The following is a 17975-nucleotide window of genomic DNA, read 5'->3' as shown; positions in this document are numbered from 1 at the left end:
CGGTAAGCCAACGGGACTTTCAGCCTAAATCAAGCAGGTTAGGCTAGTGGTCAATAGCACCTTCGGCACCTACACCGGTGAGAGAGCGAACTTCCATCTCAGCCTGGGTTGCAACATCTTCTTTCTCACCACCCAGCGACCCCAGGAAACCCAGCAGGAAGGCCGCAGGAATTGCGACAAGACCGGGGTTAGCCAGAGGGAACCAGGCAAAGTCGGCGGTAGGAATCATTGAAGTCTCAGCACCGGACATGACCGGGGAGAAGATAATCAGAACTACGGAGAGCCCAAGACCCCCATACATGGACCACAGAGCGCCACGAGTCTTGAAGCCTTTCCAGTAGAGGGAATAGACGATGGTCGGCAGGTTAGCAGAGGCAGCCACTGCGAAAGCAAGCGCCACCAGGAAGGCAACATTCTGCCCCTGGGCCCCAATACCACCGGCAATGGCCAGCAAGCCAATAACCACCACAGTCGTCTTAGCCACTCTGATTTCTTTGGCAGGATCAGACTGCCCCTTACATATAACGTTGGTGTAGATGTCGTGGGCGAAGGAGGCCGAGGCTGTAATAGCTAGACCAGCGACCACCGCGAGAATGGTAGCAAAAGCTACCGCCGCGATAACTCCCATCAGCAAGGAGCCACCTAACTCGTAGGCCATGAGCGGAGCCGCTGAATTCACGCCACCAGGAGCTGCCTTAATTGCCTCAGAACCAACGAGTGCAGCAGCACCAAAGCCCAGCACCAGGGTAAAGAGGTAGAACAGGCCGATCAGGGAGATAGCCCAGACCACTGATTTACGGGCCTCTTTAGCCGTGGGGACGGTGTAGAAGCGCATGAGCACGTGGGGCAGGCCAGCAGCGCCGAAGACCAGGGCCAGCGAAAGTGAAATGAAGTCCAGCTTGGTCAAATCGCTCTTACCGTATTTGAGGCCCGGTTCAAGCATCTTAGGGTTACCGGAGGCCTCAACAGCACCACCGAGCAGATCAGAGAGGTTGAACTTGTAGATACCCAGGATCCAGACGGTCATGACAGCAACGCCGCTAATCAAGAGGACAGCTTTAATGATCTGAACCCAGGTCGTACCCTTCATGCCACCGATGAGAACGTACACAATCATCAGGACACCCACAACGACGATAACCAGTGACTGACCGGCCTTGGAGCTAATACCCATCAGAAGAGACACTAGAGCGCCGGCGCCGGCCATCTGAGCCAGCAGATAGAAGAGGGTAACAGCGAGAGTCGAGATGCAGGCCGCGATACGGACCGGGCGCTGACGCAGACGGAAGGAAAGAACATCGGCCATGGTGAACTTGCCGGTATTGCGCAAGGGCTCAGCTACCAACAGGAGGGCTACCAGCCAAGCAACCAGAAACCCGATGGAGTATAGAAAGCCGTCATAGCCCTGGATAGCGATAGCACCAACAATACCCAGAAAGGAGGCTGCTGAAAGGTAGTCACCGGCGATAGCTAGGCCGTTTTGGGTGCCGCTAAAGGAACGTCCTCCAGCGTAGTAGTCGGCGGCAGTCTTATTGTTCTTAGAAGCTCTCAGAACCACCACCATAGTAATCAGTACGAAGCTGCCAAAGACAACCATATTAATCCAGGGAGTTCCAACCACCTGGGTGCTCGCTGCATCGGCGGCCTGCACGACGCCAGTTAGTGAAGAAGTCATTTGTTATATTCCCCTTACGATGCCTTGGTATGGGCGTAATCGCCGGATTCAATATCCTTGCTTAGGCGGCTAGAGCGAGGGTCTAGTTTTGTGTTGGCAAAGACGATGTACAAAGCGGTAATTCCAAAAGTCGTCACGAACTGACAGAGGCCAAAGACAATGCCTACGTTGATGTTTCCAGCCAGCTTGGTTGCCATAAAACCGGGTGCGTAGACCGCCAAGATGACATAGAGCAGATACCAGACCAAAAAGGCCACGGTCATAGGGAAAACAAACGACCGGTGTGTTTTGCGTAGCTCCTTGAAGCTGTCACTGCTCTGAGCCGCCCTAAAGTCGACGTGTTCGGCATCGACAAGGGGCTGGCCAGATTCTGGTGATGAGTGGGCCATCACTACCTCCTTTGTGTAACTGAGAACACATTAGTATGTAATGTGGGTTACACACAAGTAGGCGGGTCAAAAAAAGGCGGGCTCACCGAAATGTTTTCGGGTCGCCCGCCTTATGGCAGCTTAGTAGCTGATCTTTCTATAGAGTGTCCTGCAGATACTCAATGCAACGGTCCAAAAAAGCATCAACCTGCGTTTCTTCATAGCTGAGTTCGCCGGTAGCGGCTGTGAAAGAAACCGCACGAATATCGTCCGGTAAAAGTTGATGCTGGCCTTTGAGATGCTCCATCAGCTGGTGGCACAAAGCATCAACATCTTTGACAAAATAGCCCTTAGTCAGTCGCTTGGAGGGCCGGCGGAACCGCTCGCCATCGGGCCTGCGTAACCGCCCCAGCAGAAGCAGGCGCAACTCCGCAATCGCATCGTTCCATGTAGTCTGCCCGTACTTCTGGATGTAGAGACGACGCTCCAACTCAGAGAATCGGTCTTCGACCCGGTCCAGCGCACGGTCCACCTCCGCGGGCAAGTATCCACCGGGTTCTGCTTCAAAGACAGCCCCGCGAATGGTCCGAGAGGTATTCACATCTTTGCTCAGTTGGGCACCGGTCAGCATGAGCTCATAGTCATCGGCAAGCCGAGTGAAGAAAGCGTCCACGCTAGCAGTGCGGTAGCCATTTTCTTTGGGTCCGACCAGAGTAAAAGCACTGTTCGACGCTTTTTTTGCAGCGGGTTTGGAATCCGCCTGCGGGGCAGCGCTCTGTGCACGATGTTTCACTGTCATAACTCCCTATATCTGTCGAGCAAATGCTATTAGAAGAGGACGCCCAGCACCGAGAAAATGACATACCCGATAGCAATGGCAAAAACAATCGAATCGAGCCTGTCCATGACCCCACCGTGCCCCGGCAGGATATTCGACATGTCCTTGATACCAATTTCGCGTTTGACCATCGACTCGCCTAGATCGCCTGCAGTTGAGGCTATGACCAAAAAGAAAGCAACAATGAGCCCATACCACCAGGGTTCATCAATCAAGAAAGTGCAGAGAACCCCAACAACCATTGACCCAATCATGGAGCCGGCAAAGCCCTCCCAGGTCTTCTTGGGCGAAATTTTGGGAGCCATAGGGGTTTTACCCCATTTGACACCTGCGATATACCCCCAAGTGTCATTACCAATAGCCATGAGCAAGATCATGAAGACCTTTGCAGGCCCGGAGTCTTCCCGGTAGAGCAGGAGAGCAAGTGAAATCATGAAGGGCACCCAGGACATCACAAAGATGGAGCCCATGATCGACATAATCATGCCGTCGCGCTCCCCCACCAGCCGCCATGCAATCAAGATAAGGATAGAGGCAACAACCGTGAAAATAAGCCACTGCCCTCCCCCGTAGTAGGCGGCAAAGGGCATGAAGAAAGCGGTACCCACAGCGGGGATAATGGGTACGCCCATACCCCGCTTCTGATTGAGGCCGTTAGAAACCTCCCAGGTGCCTACTGCCCCTGCGCAAGCTGACGATACAACAAGAACAAGAGGGGAAATGAACAAGCCCACTGCTATAAGAGCGCCCATTACCAGGCCAACAGTGATAGCAGCGGGCAGGTTCCTACCGGCCTTTGAGGCCCGGGGCTGCTGTTCTTGAGATTGAACAGTCATACCGTTTTAGACCTCTAGCAGCTCAGCTTCCTTGCTCTTGAACAGGGCATCGATAAGGTCGGTGTGCTTCTTGGTCAGTGCGTCAAGCTCCTTTTCAGCGCGGCTGCCTTCGTCCTCACCGATTTCGCCGTCTTTGACGAGCTTATCCAGGGCGGTCTTGGCCTGGCGGCGGGCGTTACGAACGGCAACACGGCTGTCTTCGGCCTTGTGGTTTGCCAGCTTGATGTATTCCTTACGACGGTCCTCAGTCATTTCAGGCATAACAACGCGTACAACGTTGCCGTCATTGGCGGGGTTGGCACCGAGGTCAGAGTCACGGATAGCCTTTTCGATAGCACCCATGGCGCTCTTATCGTAGGGGGTAATGAGAACAGTACGCGCTTCGGGGGTCTGGAAGGATGCGAGCTGCTGGAGGGGGGTGGGCGAACCGTAGTAATCAGCGGTTAGGTTGGCGAAGAGTGCGGGGTTGGCCCGGCCTGTGCGGATTGAGGCAAATTCGTTTTTGAGGGCCTCGACGGACTTGTCCATCTTCTCGCCAGCTTCTTGCAGGGTTTCTTCAACCATCTCGTGTGTCCTTTGATTGTGCCTAGCCTCCGTGGCTGGGCGCTTATATAGTCTCTTCCTAGTCTAGTGGGCATAAGCTAGAGGGAGCGAATTGTAGGGCGGGTATTTTTGGTTTTGCTTAAGGCAAGGGGCACCTGCTATCAAGCAGGTGCCCCCGTAGGTTGTGTTGGTTGACCCCTATGCGGCCACCACCTTATGCGGTGACCAGGGTGCCGATTTCCTCGCCGAATGGAGTGCGCGGAAGCGGGTTGAGCTTGCAAGAGCGCACGGAATCATTCGAGGCCAACCTATGCGGTGACCAGGGTGCCGATTTGCTCGCCGAGAATGGCACGAGCCACATTGCCCTCGCCCTGCATCCCAAAGACGCGCATGGTGACCTTGTTATCTTTGCAGAGGGAGAAGGCGGTCTGGTCCATCACCCGAATGTTGCGCAGCAGAGCTTCATCATAGGTGAGCTTGGAGAGACGCTCAGCAGCGGGGTCCTTCTTGGGGTCGGCGGTGTAGATACCATCCACACCGTTCTTAGCGACCAGGACCTCGTCAGCGTGGATTTCTAGTGCACGCTGAGCAGAGACGGTATCGGTGGAGAAATAGGGCAGGCCTGCGCCGGCACCGAAGATGACCACGCGGTCTTTCTGCATGTGGCGGATGGCGCGACGGGGAATGTAGTTTTCTGCGACCTGCTGCATGGAAATTGCTGACTGAACGCGGGTATCGATGCCGGCCTGCTCCAAGAAATCCTGCAGGGCCAGGGAGTTCATAACTGTACCGAGCATACCGATGTTGTCAGCGCGAGAACGGTCCATGCCGGCTTCAGACAATTCAGCACCGCGGAAGAAGTTTCCGCCTCCCACAACAACCGCAACCTCAACCTTGCCGATAGTTGATGCAATCTGCTCTGCTATTCCGCGAACGACCTCGGTGGAAATACCAACTTCTCCGCCGCCAAAGACTTCGCCAGAGAGCTTGAGCAGGACGCGACGCCTACCGGTGTCGTCCTTGTGGATCTTGCTGGTTGCCTCTGTCATGAGGGCCCTCCCTGAAAATAGTCAAAATTTTTTTGCGGTACCCGGTTGGATACACGCTTTTCTTCTAGCATACGGCAAAGGGGAGCCTCCTTGCGGGGGCTCCCCTTTGTTCAGGGCATTTTTGGTGCTCAATCACATGCCCTTACAGGCTTAGGTTGGGGCACCGCCCGGTGGCGGGCTTTTAAGCGCCGACGCGGAAACGCTCGAAAGCGGTTGCGCTTGCACCGTTTTCGGTCAGAACTGCAGCAACAGACTTGGATGAATCCTTGGCGAAGTCCTGGTCGAGCAGAGTGTTTTCCTTGTAGAAGGACTTGAGCTTACCTTCCACAATCTTGGGGATGATCTGCTCGGGCTTGCCTTCACCGCGAGCGGTTTCTTCGGCAACGCGCTTCTCAGCTTCGATGTCCTCAGCGGAGATGGAGTCTGAGTTGAGGTACTTGGGGCTCATAGCCGCAATGTGAACAGCGACGTCGTGAGCGACCTCGTCAGTGTTCTCACCGGAGACAGCCAGCAGAACGCCTACCTGCGCGGGCAGGTCCTTGGAGGTCTTGTGCAGGTAGACTGCTACGTTTTCACCTTCAACGCGTGCTACGCGACGAACAACGATCTTCTCTCCAAGCAGTGCGCCTGCTTCGGTGGTGAGCTCCTCAACGGTCTTACCCTCGAAAGAAGCTGCCTTGAGCTCATCCAGGGTAGAAGCGTTTGCTGCGATAGCGGCTTCGAGAACATCGTTACCGAACTTGATGAAAGGCTCGGACTTAGCAACGAAGTCGGTTTCTGAGTTAACTTCGATCATGAAGCCAACGCCGTTTTCAACGCGAGCGGCAACCAGGCCCTCAGCGGTGGCGCGGCCTTCGCGCTTGGTAACGCCTTTGAGGCCCTTAACGCGGATGATCTCCATTGCCTTCTGCTGGTCGCCGTTAGCCTCGTCGAGAGCCTTCTTGACGTCGAGCATGCCAGCGCCGGTCTTTTCGCGCAGAGCCTTGATGTCTGCTGCGGTGTAGTTCGCCATGTGAACTCCTTGGTGTTTGAACAGATTGGGATAAATCTATTGTCCCCGGGGGCCGGGGTGAAAGAACGGCACCCACCGAATGTGGGCGGGTGCCGTTATCTCTATGATGCTGTCTTACTTAGCTTCTTCAGCGGGAGCTTCAGCCTTGGTAGCTGATTCGTGCTGCTCCAGCAGTTCGCGTTCCCATTCAGCCATGGGCTCTTCGGAAGCGGTAGCTGACTTGCCGGCCTTCTTGTTTTCGCGTTCCAGCAGGCCTTCGGCAACTGCATCGGCGATAACGCGGGTCAGCAGGTTGACGGAGCGGATAGCGTCGTCGTTGCCGGGGATGGGGAAGGAAACCTCATCGGGGTCGCAGTTGGTATCCAGGATAGCTACAACGGGGATGCCGAGCTTCTTGGCTTCGTCAACAGCGAGGTGCTCCTTCTTGGTGTCTACGATCCAGACCAGGGAAGGAGCCTTGGTCAGGTTGCGGATACCACCGAGGGTCTTTTCCAGCTTCTCGTGTTCGCGACGCAGAAGGAGCAGTTCCTTCTTGGTGAACTGTGAGCCTGCGACATCATCGAAGTCGATCTGTTCAAGTTCCTTCATGCGGTCGATACGCTTTGAAACGGTGGCAAAGTTGGTGAGCATACCACCGAGCCAGCGGTGGTTAACGTAGGGCATGTTCACGCGGGTAGCCTGTTCAGCGATGGCTTCCTGAGCCTGCTTCTTGGTACCAACGAACAGAACGGTGCCGCCGTGGGCAACGGTTGCCTTAACAGCTTCGTATGCCTGGTCGATGAATGCTAGTGACTGCTGCAGGTCGATGATGTAGATGCCGTTGCGCTCGGTGAAGATGAAGCGCTTCATCTTGGGGTTCCAGCGACGGGTCTGGTGACCAAAGTGGACACCTGAATCGAGAAGCTGGCGCATAGTTACGACGGGCATGTCGTCTCCTTATATTGAGGTAAGTGCCGGGCGGGCCCCTGATTCCAGGCTAACCGCGCACCGTGCATAGTAGTTATCGGTTTACATGTGGAGCCTATGAGGCTCTTGCCTCGCTCCCCTGGTAACGCCCCGATTCAGCCGCTGGAGCGGCGGCTGATTCTCGGACCTTCACCGACCCATGAGGGCCGGACCGAAAGTTCCTTATCAACTCAGGTGAGCTGCTGGGTGTTACGCGACGTCAGATCCGGTTGAATGCCGGGCAGGTAAACCCGTCAGGCTTCAGCGGAGGAGTCACCATGTAAAAAGGCTTCCCCTTACCGTTTTGTGTTCCGCTCAGGGCGGGGTGACAAACGGCAAACTGCAATCTACGACTATACCGCATTTTTGAGCTTTAAGCACAGGGATTTGGGGGCTTGCGGTGGCAGTTTTCCAGTGGTAGATATCGGATTACTTCTAGGGAGCAGGTACCGGGGGTAAGGGGTGCTTCTTCTAGGGAGGTTATAGCCCGTGAGTCTTTGTGCACCGCGCGGCAAGCCGGAATTCAGAACTATCTACTTACGGTCGGGCTGGCAGTGGCTGGCCTACTGTCTGTGTGCCCTCTTAGGGGTCATAGTCTCTAGTCCCTGTGCGGAGGCAGGCAACACCGTGTGGCAGGCACCGCTAGCGGGCCAAGTGACGGTGGTGAAGGCTTTTGAGAAGCCAGCCGCCAAGTGGAGCGCCGGGCACCGAGGGGTAGACCTAGCTTTAGAAGCTGACGGAAAGGTTCTAGCTCCGGCAGCAGGGACGGTGGTCTTTTCGGGCACCGTAGTGGACCGGCAGGTCATAACACTGGAACACCCCGATGGCCGCAGGTCAAGTTTTGAACCGATCACCGACCCGCTACCTGTCGGCGCCACTGTAGCCGCCGGAGATCCTATCGCCCGCCTTGACCCGCTTATTCAGCACTGCCCAGAAGGCCATTGTTTGCACTGGGGCGTCCGAGAGCCGACGAGCACTCAATCCACTGCAGCTCACGGCATGGGCTACATTAACCCGCTCCTCTTACTGGGGTTGGAGGAGCCCAGTATTCTCCTACCCATCGGGAGTGACTTCGCGGCCTAGACGCCAAAAGCTCCGGGCCAGTGGGCCCGGAGCTTTCGAGTAAGGCTAAGGTGGCTCAATAGCTAGAGCACCGCAGGCCTATAGTCTAGTTCCTCTGCATTGCAGTTGAGCTAGCCATACGAGCGCCTAAGCGACCGGTGAAGGAGGTGATGCAAGCTGCAAGGAGCAGACCCACAAAGGCCCACAGGGAGTACTTAGCTGCCTGGTTGCTAGCGTCCTCAGCAATCTGAGCGCTCTTCTCTACAGCAGAATCCAGCTGATCTGAGATGTCATTAAGAGCCTGCTCAGTTTTAGTGCTGGCTTCCTTGAAGGACTTTTCGATGTTGTCAGCTGCTGACTGAGCTTCTGCGGGGGTCAGATCGGTGTTGCGGCTAAGCTCAGCAACGATCTCGTCCTTGTCGATACCATCAGAAATTTTAGAAGCACGGTCGGTAATCTTCTTACCCAGGTCGTCGGTAACAGTGCCCAGGTCTTCGCCGTCGACGATTACGCGCTTACCGGCGTTCTGAAGGTCGGTCAGTGATTCCTGGAGCTGGTTGTTGAGGTAGTCAGGCTGGAGCTCTTCGATCTGGGTCTTTTTGAGTGCCGTAACGACATCATCGCTCAGACCGGATGCCTTGACGGCCAGTTCATCGCCGCTAGGAAGATCAACGGCATCCCCGAGCAGGTCAGCAGCTGAGCCACTAGCGCTGGCAACGCCTGATCCTACGGACCCAACGACACTGCCGAGGGTGTTAAAGGCGCTAGTAACGGAGGTGGAAATCATGACCAGGGCAACGATCAGACCAAGTGCCCAGGTCAGGAAGCCGTGGATTAAACCAGCGCGGCTTGCCGTCAGGCCGGAAATAAAACCTGCTGCTGCCAGAGAAAGAATCAGTGAGAAAATGGACCACACCAGTAGGCCAGTGCCTACACCCTGCGTGGGATTATCTGAGGTGAAGTCCACCCCGCCTAAGCCGATAGCAACGCCAACGAGGGAAAAGAGAACACTAAGTGCAATGAAGGTGATAACACCGGCAAAGATGCTGGGCCAGGAAAGATTTTCTCCTGCCTCATTGCGAATTAGGCTTGAAAAACGGTGGGATGAGGCTGGCGAGACCACAGCGGTCTTCTCAGCGAGCTGCTTGTCAGGGGACATAGAAAGTTCCTAAAATTAAGGGGACAGTAAAGAATTTCAGTTTGCCCTGGCATTAAGCAATCGAAAAAAATGTTGATACTTATTTGTATTCTCCATACAACCTATAGGGATATTGAGAATTAAGCAAATAAAATTATGTGTATTTGGCCACTAAAGCCTTCCTTCAGCTATAGCGACCTCTAGACCTCCTACGCTCACCCAAAACTCATCTGGCCCACCTAGGCAACCAGGGCACCGAAGAGCTGCTGAGCCGTCACCCTGAAATCTTCCAGGGCCGCATCAGGCCACAGCAGATCATGGCTTTCACCGGCGCTAAAGCCCCGCCCCAACCCAGCCGGTATCCGAGCAAGGACACGATAGCCCATCTCGGTCAAGGCACACACATTACTCTCTTCGATGTAGCTAGGTTGGGCAGGCCAGGAGCCAATGATAAGGCCCTCCACCGGAAGATTGAGCTGACTCAGGTACGAAACGGTGAGCTGGCAGTGATTAAGGGTTCCCAGCCCGCTTCGAGCAACCAGGAAAGTTTTTGCTCTGTGCCCGGCCTGGGTAAGAAGCTCAATCAAGTGGGCATGGTTGTAGGGCCTGTAGGTGGATCCGGGCTCCCCCTCAGCCATATCCACAGTGACACCGCCCGATCCTTCGACAATAACAGCATCATAGTCGGCTGAGAGAAGGCCGATACGTTCAGCATGTTTCTGCAGGCTCGGTAGGGTAAAACCGTCAAGCCTGGCGGCGGCTACCGGGGCCAGAGGGCGGCTTGCTCTGCTTCCCTCAAAGGCCCTTGCCCCCGACAGGTAGGCGGCAAAATCAGCGTCACCGGGCTGGCCCGGTTCAACACCCGTTTGGGCTGGCTTGTAGATAGCGACCCGTTTGCCGGCCTGTTCCAGGGCAGATGCTAGGCAGGCGGTTGCCAGGGTCTTGCCCACATCGGTATCCGTACCGACGATATGGTAAATCACGGCACTAGAACTCATTTCTCACCTCAAATTTCAGCTCCAGCGGAGCGCGGTAGGACAGCAGATCAAGCCAGCGGGGTTCCTCAGCCAGGTGCAGGCTCAGCTTTTCGTGCTCAAGCCAGCAAGCCAGCTCATGAAGCATCCAGGTAGATTCTGACTCGGCTAAGAGGGCACCCAGGCAACGGTGGGCACCCCAGCCGAAGGCCAGGCGGTAGTCATCACTCTGCTGGCCGCTAACCTCTAGCAGGACCTCCTGCCCCGCATGGACAGGGCACCCTCCGATGGAACTGTCGGCGGTAGCTACCCGTCGCCAGGTCGGCACAGAAGATTCCGCCTGGAGCACCGCACGCACCAGCTCTTGAGCCCGAGAAAAGTCGGTGCACTGCCCCAGGGTAATGCCCCACTGCTGAGTGACGCCGGCGTGGAGGATTGAGTTCATGAGCAGGCAGGTGGTGTACTGGCCTGCTATGGCTAAGAAGTAGGCCAGCGAGACAATCCGCGCGCTCTCAATCTTCTGGTTGGCAAGCGCACCGAAAAGGGTTTCTGGCCGCTCAGCACACCCAGCAACCAGAGCTGAAAGCTTGCGGTGGAACTGCCCTGCCCGGTGGGCCAGTTCCTGCTGGCGTTCAGGTTCTACCCAACCCCAGAAGAGTTCGAGTGAGTCCAGGGAATAACGAGCAAGTTCAGCTTCATCGAGTCCCTGGGCGAGGTAGTCCTGGCTGGGTACACCGGTGATTTCCTGCATCAGAGCCACTGGGAGCAGGTGAAAAACCGCCAGCTGCCCCCTACCCGGTGCCCGCTCAGCGAGCGCCTCTTTCATCCGGGCCCGCACCCCTTCCTCCTGGGCGCGTACCTTCTGGGGCGTGAAAAAAGAAGCCACCAGCTGACGCACCGAACGGTGAAGCTCTCCCTTTGCGCTGGCTAAGACCTCCGGCAGAGAGAACCCATAGGACAGCAGGATCCGTAAGGAGGCCGGCTCCAAAGGAGTAACAGCGGTGAGTGCCTTATCGGGGGCAAAAGTTTCGGTGTCGCCCATAACCTGCCGAAGAGCCTCAGAACCATCCACCAGCAGGTAAGGGTTCTCCCCCGGAACAGGCCAGTATCCCTGCGAAAGTTCAGCCCTACTGACCAATTTTTGCCCATTGGTTGGCAGACTCATATCCCAGACAAAGGACTCATACTGGGAGTGCTCTAGTGGCGCGCTCAAAGGGCCACTTCCTCTCCTACTAGGTCAAGTGCTCTCTGCAAGACTTGAGAATCGAGGCCTGCCTGAGCAGTCAGTCTCAGACGAGCTATGCCATCGGGCACAGCAGGTGGACGAAAACAGCCTACTGCCAGACCGCGTGAAGCAAGACGCTCCTGTATCTGACGGGCGCACCCCGATCCCTGCCTGATAGGTAGAGACTGCACAGCACCAGCAGCTGGTTCCAGCCCCAGCTGGCCGCTGATGAGCTGTGCGCAGACCAGCACCTCGGCACTTAAAGGCTGGCCCTCTTCACGGATAAGGCGGACACTCTCCAAGGCTGTTGCAGCGTTCACCGGGGAGAGAGCAGTATCAAAGATAAAGGAGCGAGCGCTATTTACCAGGTAATCTCGAATCCCCGCACTTGCAAGCACTGCCCCGCCCTGGGAGGCAAGGGCCTTACCGAAGGAGAGGGTCACCGCGATATGTTCAGACCCGGCAAGACCGAACTCAGCCACCAGCCCCCGGCCAGCGCCGCGTACCCCTATTGAGTGGGCCTCATCAACCACCAGCAAGGCATCGTAGCGCAGCGCCAGTTCAGAACAGGCCACTAGATCGGCGCTATCCCCCAACACCGAATAGATACCCTCAACCACCAGCAGCTTCACGGCATGAGAACTAGCTGCTAAAATCTGCTCAGCCTGGACCAGGTTGTTGTGTTCAAAAAACCTCACCTGCCCCTGCCCCAAACGAGCGGCATCGTGCAGGGAAGCATGAACGTGCTCATCCATCACCAGCAGGGTGTTGGGTCTGCTCAGCGCAGCCAGAAGCCCCAGGTTAGCAGCGTAACCGCTTGCAAAGACCAGGGCTGCTTCTGCCCCAAGCAGGTCAGCCAAGGCCTCTTCTAGTTCACGGTGCACCGGCAGAGTACCGCTTACCACCCGCGAGCTACTGGCAGAAGCTCCGTAATCTGACAGCGCCCGATGACCCGCTTGGATCAGCCGGGGGTGATAGCGCAAACCCAGATAGTCGTTAGTTGCCAAGTCACAGGCGACCGGCCCCAAGACGGCAGCCTGACGTTCCACCCCACGCGCCAGCCGTACCCTCTGTGCCTGTTCCACAAGACGCCGGTAACCGGTTGCCATCAGCCGTACACCCTCTCAAGGGCACTACAGATACCCGAACCAATACGCTCCACATCGTGCGGGCTACTAATATAGGTCGGCATGGTATAGACCGTCTTACGGAAGGGGCGCACCCACACGCCGGCGTCTAAGGCACACTCGGTTACAGCAGGGATATCAACCTCCTGCACCAGCTCCACCACACCGATAGCACCCAGCACACGCACGTCCTGAACAATCTCAAGCTCACGGGCAGGGGCAAGGCCCTTATGCAGATGCTCACCAATGATGGGAACCTTATCCGACCACAGGGAGCTGGGGTATCCCTCCGCGGCGGGCAGGGTACCCGTCAGCAAGTCAAGGGAAGCGCAGGAAACCGCGCTCGCCAGTGGGTTGCCCATAAAGGTTGGCCCGTGCATCAGTGCCTTATGCACAGAATTGCTGATCACATCGGCCACAGGACTAGTCACCAGAGTTGCCGCCTGCGTTAGATACCCGCCGGTCAAGGCCTTGCCCACCGTCATCACATCGGGAGTCACCCCAGCCCACTCAGCAGCAAACAACCGCCCCGTTCGCCCAAAACCGGTCGCAATTTCGTCAAAAATCAGCAGAAGACCGTGCTCATCAGCTAGGGCACGCAGATGATTGAGGCACCTGGGGTGGTAGAAGAACATGCCGCCAGCTCCCTGAACCACAGGCTCAAGAATCAGGGCAGCAGACTCTTGTGCGTAGCGACCTACCAGGCTACTCACTGTTTCTTCCCACTGCATTTGCTCGGTCTCATCGCATTCCCAGGTATCACTCTGGGGCAGGTAACGGGCGGCAGGTGGGCGGGGCACAAAGAACTGAGAAGTAACCAGGTGGGAAAAATCGCGGTGCATACTCCCAGCGGGGTCGCTGACTCCCATGGCACCGATGGTGTCGCCGTGATAACCGCCCTCCAGAGCAATAAAACGGCGACGCTCAGGCTTACCCAGAGCGCTCTGGTACTGGACAGCCAGTTTGAGAGCAACCTCCACAGAGATGGAACCTGAATCAGCCAGAAAGACGTGCTTGAGCCCCTCGGGGCTCAGTGCAACCAGCCGCTCAGCTAGCTCAATAGCAGGCTGATGGGTCAGCCCACCAAACATCACATGAGAAAAACGGGTTGCCTGTTCAGCCAGCGCCCGGTCAAGGGCAGGGTTGCGGTAGCCGTGGACCTGGCACCACCAGGAACTCATCGCATCGAGTGCGGAATAGGTGACTCCTTGAGCGCTTTGTAGCGTAATGACACTCCCCTGCGCTTCTGTTACGGCATATAGGGGGCGTGATTCCAAGGGAGCATAGGGGTGCCAGAGGAGGCCACGATCACGTTCAATCAGCGACTTTGCTGGAGCATATGTTTTTTTGAACACTGTTCAATTTTAGGTGATTGATTGGGCAAGCTCCAAACAAGAAACCTGCGAAAAGGAACTACCCCAAGTCATACGCTATAAGTGATACACACCTCATTCTATGCTGAAGCTCTCACCAGATCGTGCTAGCTAGCCAACAAAAGGATGCCCATAGAGGAGGTATAGATGCTGAAAATCCTAGCTACTGCAATTGCTGCCATCCTCATTTTCAACCTGCTCTTCGCCCTCTTTCTTCTCTACCACTACTTCTATTTGACCCCAAAATGGCAACGCGAAAGAGCGGAGTCCATAAGAGCCCAAGAGGAAGAAAACCAAAAACAACCATCATGAAAAGCCACCGAAAAAGAGAAACCCCTTGCCCCACAGCAGGTGAGACAAAGGGTTCGTGAGTAGGGCCTGCGGGGCTTGAACCCGCGACCAAGGGATTATGAGTCCCCTGCTCTAACCAGCTGAGCTAAGGCCCCACAGTACAGCTTGTGCAAGCGGCACTGCCTCTAAGAATACCTAAAAACACTGCGCCTACCAAACTACTCATTGAGCCAGTAGAGCAGGTACTCCACCTATCTTGCGCATTTTGGGCGCAATAGATTGCCTCGGCAGATTCTAGCCTCGGCCTTCCACGAACTGGCGGTACAACTCATCGGATCGGTAAAGGGACTCGAAAGTTTCCCAGGTTTTATCCGCCGCATGACGGGTAACCATCTGGTGCGAATACTCCCCCATAGCCCGCCGCTCTTGTTCGGGTAGCTCCAAGATGTGGGCAAGGCAGCCTGCCAGTTCATCCGTGTTACCCGGCTCGAAGAGAAAACCGTTCTTTCCTTGCTCCACCAGGTGAGGCAGGGCTAGGGCGTTAGCAAGAACCACGGGTTTAGAAGCGCTCATGGCCTCGAGAGTCACCAGTGACTGAAGCTCTGCTGTGCCTGGCTGACAGAAAACATCGCACCGCAGGTAGCCTGCTCTTAACTCTTCGTCAGAGACATACCCCAAGAAGCGCACGCGATCGCTCACACCACAAGTACGAGCCTTGTCCTGGAGCTGGTTGAGGATTTCACCGGTACCTGCAACTTCAAGGACAGTGTGCTCCCGCAAGGTCTGGGGTAGTTTTGAGAAACCTTCAATCAGCACATCGATGTTCTTCTCAACTGCCAGGCGGCCTGCAAAGAAGATAGTCAACTCTCCGGGGTTCTTCCCCACCGTTTCACCGGGGGCCAACTCATAGTCGGAGCTTTGAATACCGTTTGATACCGGTAGGACAGGTCGCTGGAACTTACCGGCGTTTTCCATGGCGTCTGCCCCGATTTGGGTGGGTGTAGTCACGACCGCTGCCTGCTTAAGCACCCGGCGCATATCCTTCCATGAGGCTTTTTCCAAGAGAGCATTAATACGCTCGTTAAAGGGAAGGAAGGGTGTGATGTTCTCGGGCATGACATGGTTAGTTGCGATAACCCTGATCCCACGCTTTCGACCCAACCGTGCAAGTACACGCCCGATAATGTAGTGGCACTGAATATGGATAACATCGGGCTGAATCTGCCCAATAATTTTGTCAGCTTCCGAATAGATTTCCCAGGGGAAGTTGAGGCGCATGTAGGGGTGGGTAACAACCTTGTGTGACCGTAGTCGATGCTCAGTGATGCCGTCGGCTGTAAGCGAACTGGTCACTCCTTTTTCCTGCTTAGGTGCCATGACGTGCACTGTGTGGCCGCGCTCCGCCAGTGCATGAGCCAGGCGGGATGAGAACTGTGCCGCACCATTGATATCCGGAGGGTAGGTATCAGCGCCGATAAGGATTGTCAGGGGCTGATGAGCCATGTTTTGGATCCCTTCAACAGGTTAGATAAGGATTGTGTCCTACCATGACCTTACCGGGTTTTAGGGCCAGATGCACAAGCTCAACGCCAGCACAGGGTGAGTATGCCACCAAGAGGCTATTTGACCGAAGATTCTAAAAGAAAAAGTTCAGGCCCCGCGGCGGATATTCCACCAGCGGGGCCTGAACCTTTGTCTGCTACTTGACCGATACAGTTATAGTAGCTTACTTGTTGCGACGGAAGAGCTTACCCAGGAAGAGCATAATTGCACCAACAGCAGTAGCCAGTGCCGCAAAAGGCTTCCAGCGGGCCTGCAAGGTTTCGGGGTCGGTGGCATTAGCCGCTAGCTTCTTGCCGCCGTCCAGGGCAGTGAGCGGAGCACTCTTTACTGAGTACTTGGCATTCTGCACCAGACCGCGTGCACCGGCCTGAACTTCACGCGAGTAGTTTTCAAGGTCATCGCGCAAAGTCTTAAGGTGTTCGCGGCGCTGCTTAGTGCGCTGGATCAACTGTTCCTTGGTGGGGGCAGGAGCCGCTGGAGCCTGAGGCTCATTGGCCTCCTTCTCCTTCTCAGCTTGCTTTTCAGCCTGCTTAGCTTCAGCTTTCTGAGCCTGCTCACTCTTGAGGCGGGCAGAGGTCATATCTGAGCCCTGCTTAAGCACGCCCAGGTCGTAGAGAACACCAAAGAGTGCTGACTCAGGCTTGAAAGGTAGCTGCGCCTTAATCATCTTGTAGCCCACCAGGCCAGCGATGATAGCAATCAGCAGGAAGATACCCACCAGCACTAGCGCCGCAGCCCAGTTGGGCAGGAAGGAGGTGAGGCCAACGTAGGCCAGAATGACCAGCGCAATGGCCATGAAGAGGGCAAAGACCAGCGCAATGACTGCCACAGCGGCACCCTTGCCCAGGGCAAGGCCTTTTTCCTTAACCTCAAGTTTGGCGATTTGGACTTCATCTTTGAGCTGCTTGGGGGCCAGGCGGGTCAGCACCTTGCCAGCATCAGCCACATTGGTGACGCTTGCCTTAACGTTATTAAGGCCAGCGCGCAGACCCTGGGCTCGTGTGGAGCCGTTGAGGTCGTTAGGAGTGGTCATAAGACACCTCTCTTGTTTGCGAACGATCACGTACCTGATCGGCACATACATCAGACACTTAGTCTACCGATAATTTGTTCTTTTGCAGGCAGATAGTTACAGCCTTCACTAGATAAATAAAAAGCAGACTGACTTTTTCTGTATTTTTGGACGGTTGTGGGTCTTGTTTCCTCTTTGGGCAACATGTATAGAAAGAGTGCATTGGCCTTTTTAGGGGACGCTGTCCGCACTAGTATTTTTATCGTTGACTCTAGTCAGAGGCATATTTAGGATGAAAATTAGTCGGCACCCATAGCCGGCATCTCGAGATAATTTGTGCATACCTAGACTGGCCAGTTATACCCAAACCAGAAAAGAGGTTATGACCATGAAACGCTCACTCAAGCTAGCTCTGCTGGCTCCTGCTTTTGCCGGCCTTGTTGTAGCAGGCCTCCAACCAGCTCAGGCTGAACCTGTTAGCCCTAACTACGGCTCCGCCGGCAAGGAAATCGCTTGCACTCGTGAGTACTCCCCAACCTACGAGCGGCTTTCCATTCTGATGGGTTATGACGCCTACAGAATCAATGACTTGATGACCGAGGCTGTCAACAATAACACCCGGATTGCGCTGGATTACAAGTTCGAGCAGGCTTTCGCTGATTACGGCATTGAAGCAGGGCAGCTTGCCTACCGCTACTACCGTCAGTCCTGCTGGACCATCTAGATACCGACCGTAGCCCCTAACGGCGTGTAGATACTAGGTCGAGACGCCCCTTGCTCAATTTCATGGGCAGGGGGTATCTTGCTTATACGTCAGGCGGGAGCGAGCGCGCGAGCTCACAAGAGCCTGCGCAATGGTTACTGGTTAAAGAAAGAAACCCACTCATGTGAGTGGGCTTCTTGATATCTGCTCCCCCGACTGGACTCGAACCAGATGGAGCAGG

General features: G+C 55.6%; 17 protein-coding genes and 1 tRNA gene. 2 read left to right on the top strand and 16 right to left on the bottom strand.

Going from position 1 to position 17975, the window contains the following annotated elements; all coding sequences use genetic code 11:
* Positions 1–43: 43 nt before the first annotated feature.
* From ACN080_RS08100 to rpsB, 8 genes are all read right to left on the bottom strand, one after another.
* Positions 44–1597, bottom strand: a complete 1554-nt coding sequence (locus ACN080_RS08100; RefSeq protein WP_419100245.1) for a cation acetate symporter — start codon at positions 1595–1597, stop codon at positions 44–46.
* A gap of 92 nt (positions 1598–1689) precedes the next feature.
* On the bottom strand, positions 1690–2064 hold the full coding sequence (locus ACN080_RS08095; RefSeq protein WP_419113499.1) for a DUF485 domain-containing protein: 375 nt from the start codon (positions 2062–2064) through the stop codon (positions 1690–1692).
* Positions 2065–2200: 136 nt separating this feature from the next.
* Positions 2201–2842, bottom strand: coding sequence for a DivIVA domain-containing protein (locus tag ACN080_RS08090; RefSeq protein ID WP_419100213.1), 642 nt, complete (start codon positions 2840–2842; stop codon positions 2201–2203).
* A gap of 29 nt (positions 2843–2871) precedes the next feature.
* Positions 2872–3717: a phosphatidate cytidylyltransferase gene (locus ACN080_RS08085; protein WP_419100214.1), complete on the bottom strand. Its 846-nt coding sequence runs from the start codon at positions 3715–3717 to the stop codon at positions 2872–2874.
* 6 nt (positions 3718–3723) lie between these two features.
* The gene (gene frr / locus ACN080_RS08080) at positions 3724–4281 is read right to left on the bottom strand and encodes a ribosome recycling factor (RefSeq protein WP_419100215.1); all 558 of its coding nucleotides are present in this window, start codon (positions 4279–4281) and stop codon (positions 3724–3726) included.
* Between the two features lie 287 nt (positions 4282–4568).
* Positions 4569–5309 carry a UMP kinase gene (pyrH, locus tag ACN080_RS08075; RefSeq protein ID WP_419100216.1) on the bottom strand — a complete coding sequence of 247 codons (741 nt, stop codon included), beginning with the start codon at positions 5307–5309 and terminating at the stop codon, positions 4569–4571.
* A 181-nt stretch (positions 5310–5490) separates the two neighbouring features.
* Complete coding sequence (gene tsf / locus ACN080_RS08070; protein WP_419100217.1) at positions 5491–6321, bottom strand: translation elongation factor Ts; 831 nt, start codon at positions 6319–6321, stop codon at positions 5491–5493.
* A gap of 114 nt (positions 6322–6435) precedes the next feature.
* Positions 6436–7248 carry a 30S ribosomal protein S2 gene (rpsB, locus tag ACN080_RS08065; RefSeq protein ID WP_419100218.1) on the bottom strand — a complete coding sequence of 271 codons (813 nt, stop codon included), beginning with the start codon at positions 7246–7248 and terminating at the stop codon, positions 6436–6438.
* 507 nt (positions 7249–7755) lie between these two features.
* Here rpsB and ACN080_RS08060 point away from each other — a divergent pair.
* Positions 7756–8349: a M23 family metallopeptidase gene (locus tag ACN080_RS08060; protein WP_419113498.1), complete on the top strand. Its 594-nt coding sequence runs from the start codon at positions 7756–7758 to the stop codon at positions 8347–8349.
* Positions 8350–8434: 85 nt separating this feature from the next.
* Here ACN080_RS08060 and ACN080_RS08055 read toward each other — a convergent pair whose 3' ends face one another.
* From ACN080_RS08055 to ACN080_RS08020, 8 genes are all read right to left on the bottom strand, one after another.
* Positions 8435–9487: a hypothetical protein gene (locus ACN080_RS08055; RefSeq protein WP_419105370.1), complete on the bottom strand. Its 1053-nt coding sequence runs from the start codon at positions 9485–9487 to the stop codon at positions 8435–8437.
* Between the two features lie 218 nt (positions 9488–9705).
* Positions 9706–10464 (bottom strand): dethiobiotin synthase, encoded by a 759-nt coding sequence (gene bioD, locus ACN080_RS08050; RefSeq protein WP_419100221.1) that lies wholly within the window; start codon positions 10462–10464, stop codon positions 9706–9708.
* A complete protein-coding gene (locus tag ACN080_RS08045; protein ID WP_419100222.1) occupies positions 10454–11653 on the bottom strand; it encodes a cytochrome P450 in 1200 nt (399 codons plus the stop codon). The genes bioD and ACN080_RS08045 overlap by 11 nt, the downstream gene beginning before the upstream one ends.
* The gene (locus ACN080_RS08040; protein WP_419113497.1) at positions 11650–12774 is read right to left on the bottom strand and encodes an aminotransferase class I/II-fold pyridoxal phosphate-dependent enzyme; all 1125 of its coding nucleotides are present in this window, start codon (positions 12772–12774) and stop codon (positions 11650–11652) included. Before ACN080_RS08040 ends, ACN080_RS08045 begins: the two co-directional genes overlap by 4 nt.
* On the bottom strand, positions 12774–14147 hold the full coding sequence (gene bioA, locus ACN080_RS08035; protein ID WP_419113496.1) for an adenosylmethionine--8-amino-7-oxononanoate transaminase: 1374 nt from the start codon (positions 14145–14147) through the stop codon (positions 12774–12776). Before bioA ends, ACN080_RS08040 begins: the two co-directional genes overlap by 1 nt.
* Before the next feature lie 390 nt (positions 14148–14537).
* Positions 14538–14611: transfer RNA gene (locus ACN080_RS08030), tRNA-Ile, on the bottom strand.
* 139 nt (positions 14612–14750) lie between these two features.
* Positions 14751–15959, bottom strand: coding sequence for a glycosyltransferase (locus ACN080_RS08025; protein WP_419113495.1), 1209 nt, complete (start codon positions 15957–15959; stop codon positions 14751–14753).
* A 223-nt stretch (positions 15960–16182) separates the two neighbouring features.
* A complete protein-coding gene (locus ACN080_RS08020) occupies positions 16183–17052 on the bottom strand; it encodes a phage holin family protein (RefSeq protein ID WP_419113494.1) in 870 nt (289 codons plus the stop codon).
* Between the two features lie 367 nt (positions 17053–17419).
* Here ACN080_RS08020 and ACN080_RS08015 point away from each other — a divergent pair, with 367 nt between their 5' ends.
* Positions 17420–17755 carry a hypothetical protein gene (locus ACN080_RS08015; RefSeq protein WP_419113493.1) on the top strand — a complete coding sequence of 112 codons (336 nt, stop codon included), beginning with the start codon at positions 17420–17422 and terminating at the stop codon, positions 17753–17755.
* Positions 17756–17975 lie beyond the last annotated feature (220 nt).

The organism is Rothia sp. CCM 9416 (assembly GCF_048513535.1).
Lineage (GTDB): Bacteria > Actinomycetota > Actinomycetes > Actinomycetales > Micrococcaceae > Rothia.
The sequence above is the reverse complement of the archived record's forward strand: the minus strand, read 5'-3'. Positions and strand labels throughout refer to the sequence as shown.

What these genes read in the sequence shown, in the direction of transcription:
- ACN080_RS08095 (WP_419113499.1), bottom strand. Translation starts at nt 2,064, where the DNA reads ATGGCCCACTCATCACCAGAATCTGGCCAGCCCCTTGTCGATGCCGAA.
- ACN080_RS08085 (WP_419100214.1), bottom strand. Translation starts at nt 3,717, where the DNA reads ATGACTGTTCAATCTCAAGAACAGCAGCCCCGGGCCTCAAAGGCCGGT.
- bioD (WP_419100221.1), bottom strand. Translation starts at nt 10,464, where the DNA reads ATGAGTTCTAGTGCCGTGATTTACCATATCGTCGGTACGGATACCGAT.
- ACN080_RS08015 (WP_419113493.1), top strand. Translation starts at nt 17,420, where the DNA reads ATGAAACGCTCACTCAAGCTAGCTCTGCTGGCTCCTGCTTTTGCCGGC.
- ACN080_RS08020 (WP_419113494.1), bottom strand. Translation starts at nt 17,052, where the DNA reads ATGACCACTCCTAACGACCTCAACGGCTCCACACGAGCCCAGGGTCTG.
- ACN080_RS08090 (WP_419100213.1), bottom strand. Translation starts at nt 2,842, where the DNA reads ATGACAGTGAAACATCGTGCACAGAGCGCTGCCCCGCAGGCGGATTCC.
- pyrH (WP_419100216.1), bottom strand. Translation starts at nt 5,309, where the DNA reads ATGACAGAGGCAACCAGCAAGATCCACAAGGACGACACCGGTAGGCGT.
- frr (WP_419100215.1), bottom strand. Translation starts at nt 4,281, where the DNA reads ATGGTTGAAGAAACCCTGCAAGAAGCTGGCGAGAAGATGGACAAGTCC.
- ACN080_RS08100 (WP_419100245.1), bottom strand. Translation starts at nt 1,597, where the DNA reads ATGGTTGTCTTTGGCAGCTTCGTACTGATTACTATGGTGGTGGTTCTG.
- rpsB (WP_419100218.1), bottom strand. Translation starts at nt 7,248, where the DNA reads ATGCCCGTCGTAACTATGCGCCAGCTTCTCGATTCAGGTGTCCACTTT.
- ACN080_RS08055 (WP_419105370.1), bottom strand. Translation starts at nt 9,487, where the DNA reads ATGTCCCCTGACAAGCAGCTCGCTGAGAAGACCGCTGTGGTCTCGCCA.
- ACN080_RS08025 (WP_419113495.1), bottom strand. Translation starts at nt 15,959, where the DNA reads ATGGCTCATCAGCCCCTGACAATCCTTATCGGCGCTGATACCTACCCT.
- ACN080_RS08040 (WP_419113497.1), bottom strand. Translation starts at nt 12,774, where the DNA reads ATGGCAACCGGTTACCGGCGTCTTGTGGAACAGGCACAGAGGGTACGG.
- tsf (WP_419100217.1), bottom strand. Translation starts at nt 6,321, where the DNA reads ATGGCGAACTACACCGCAGCAGACATCAAGGCTCTGCGCGAAAAGACC.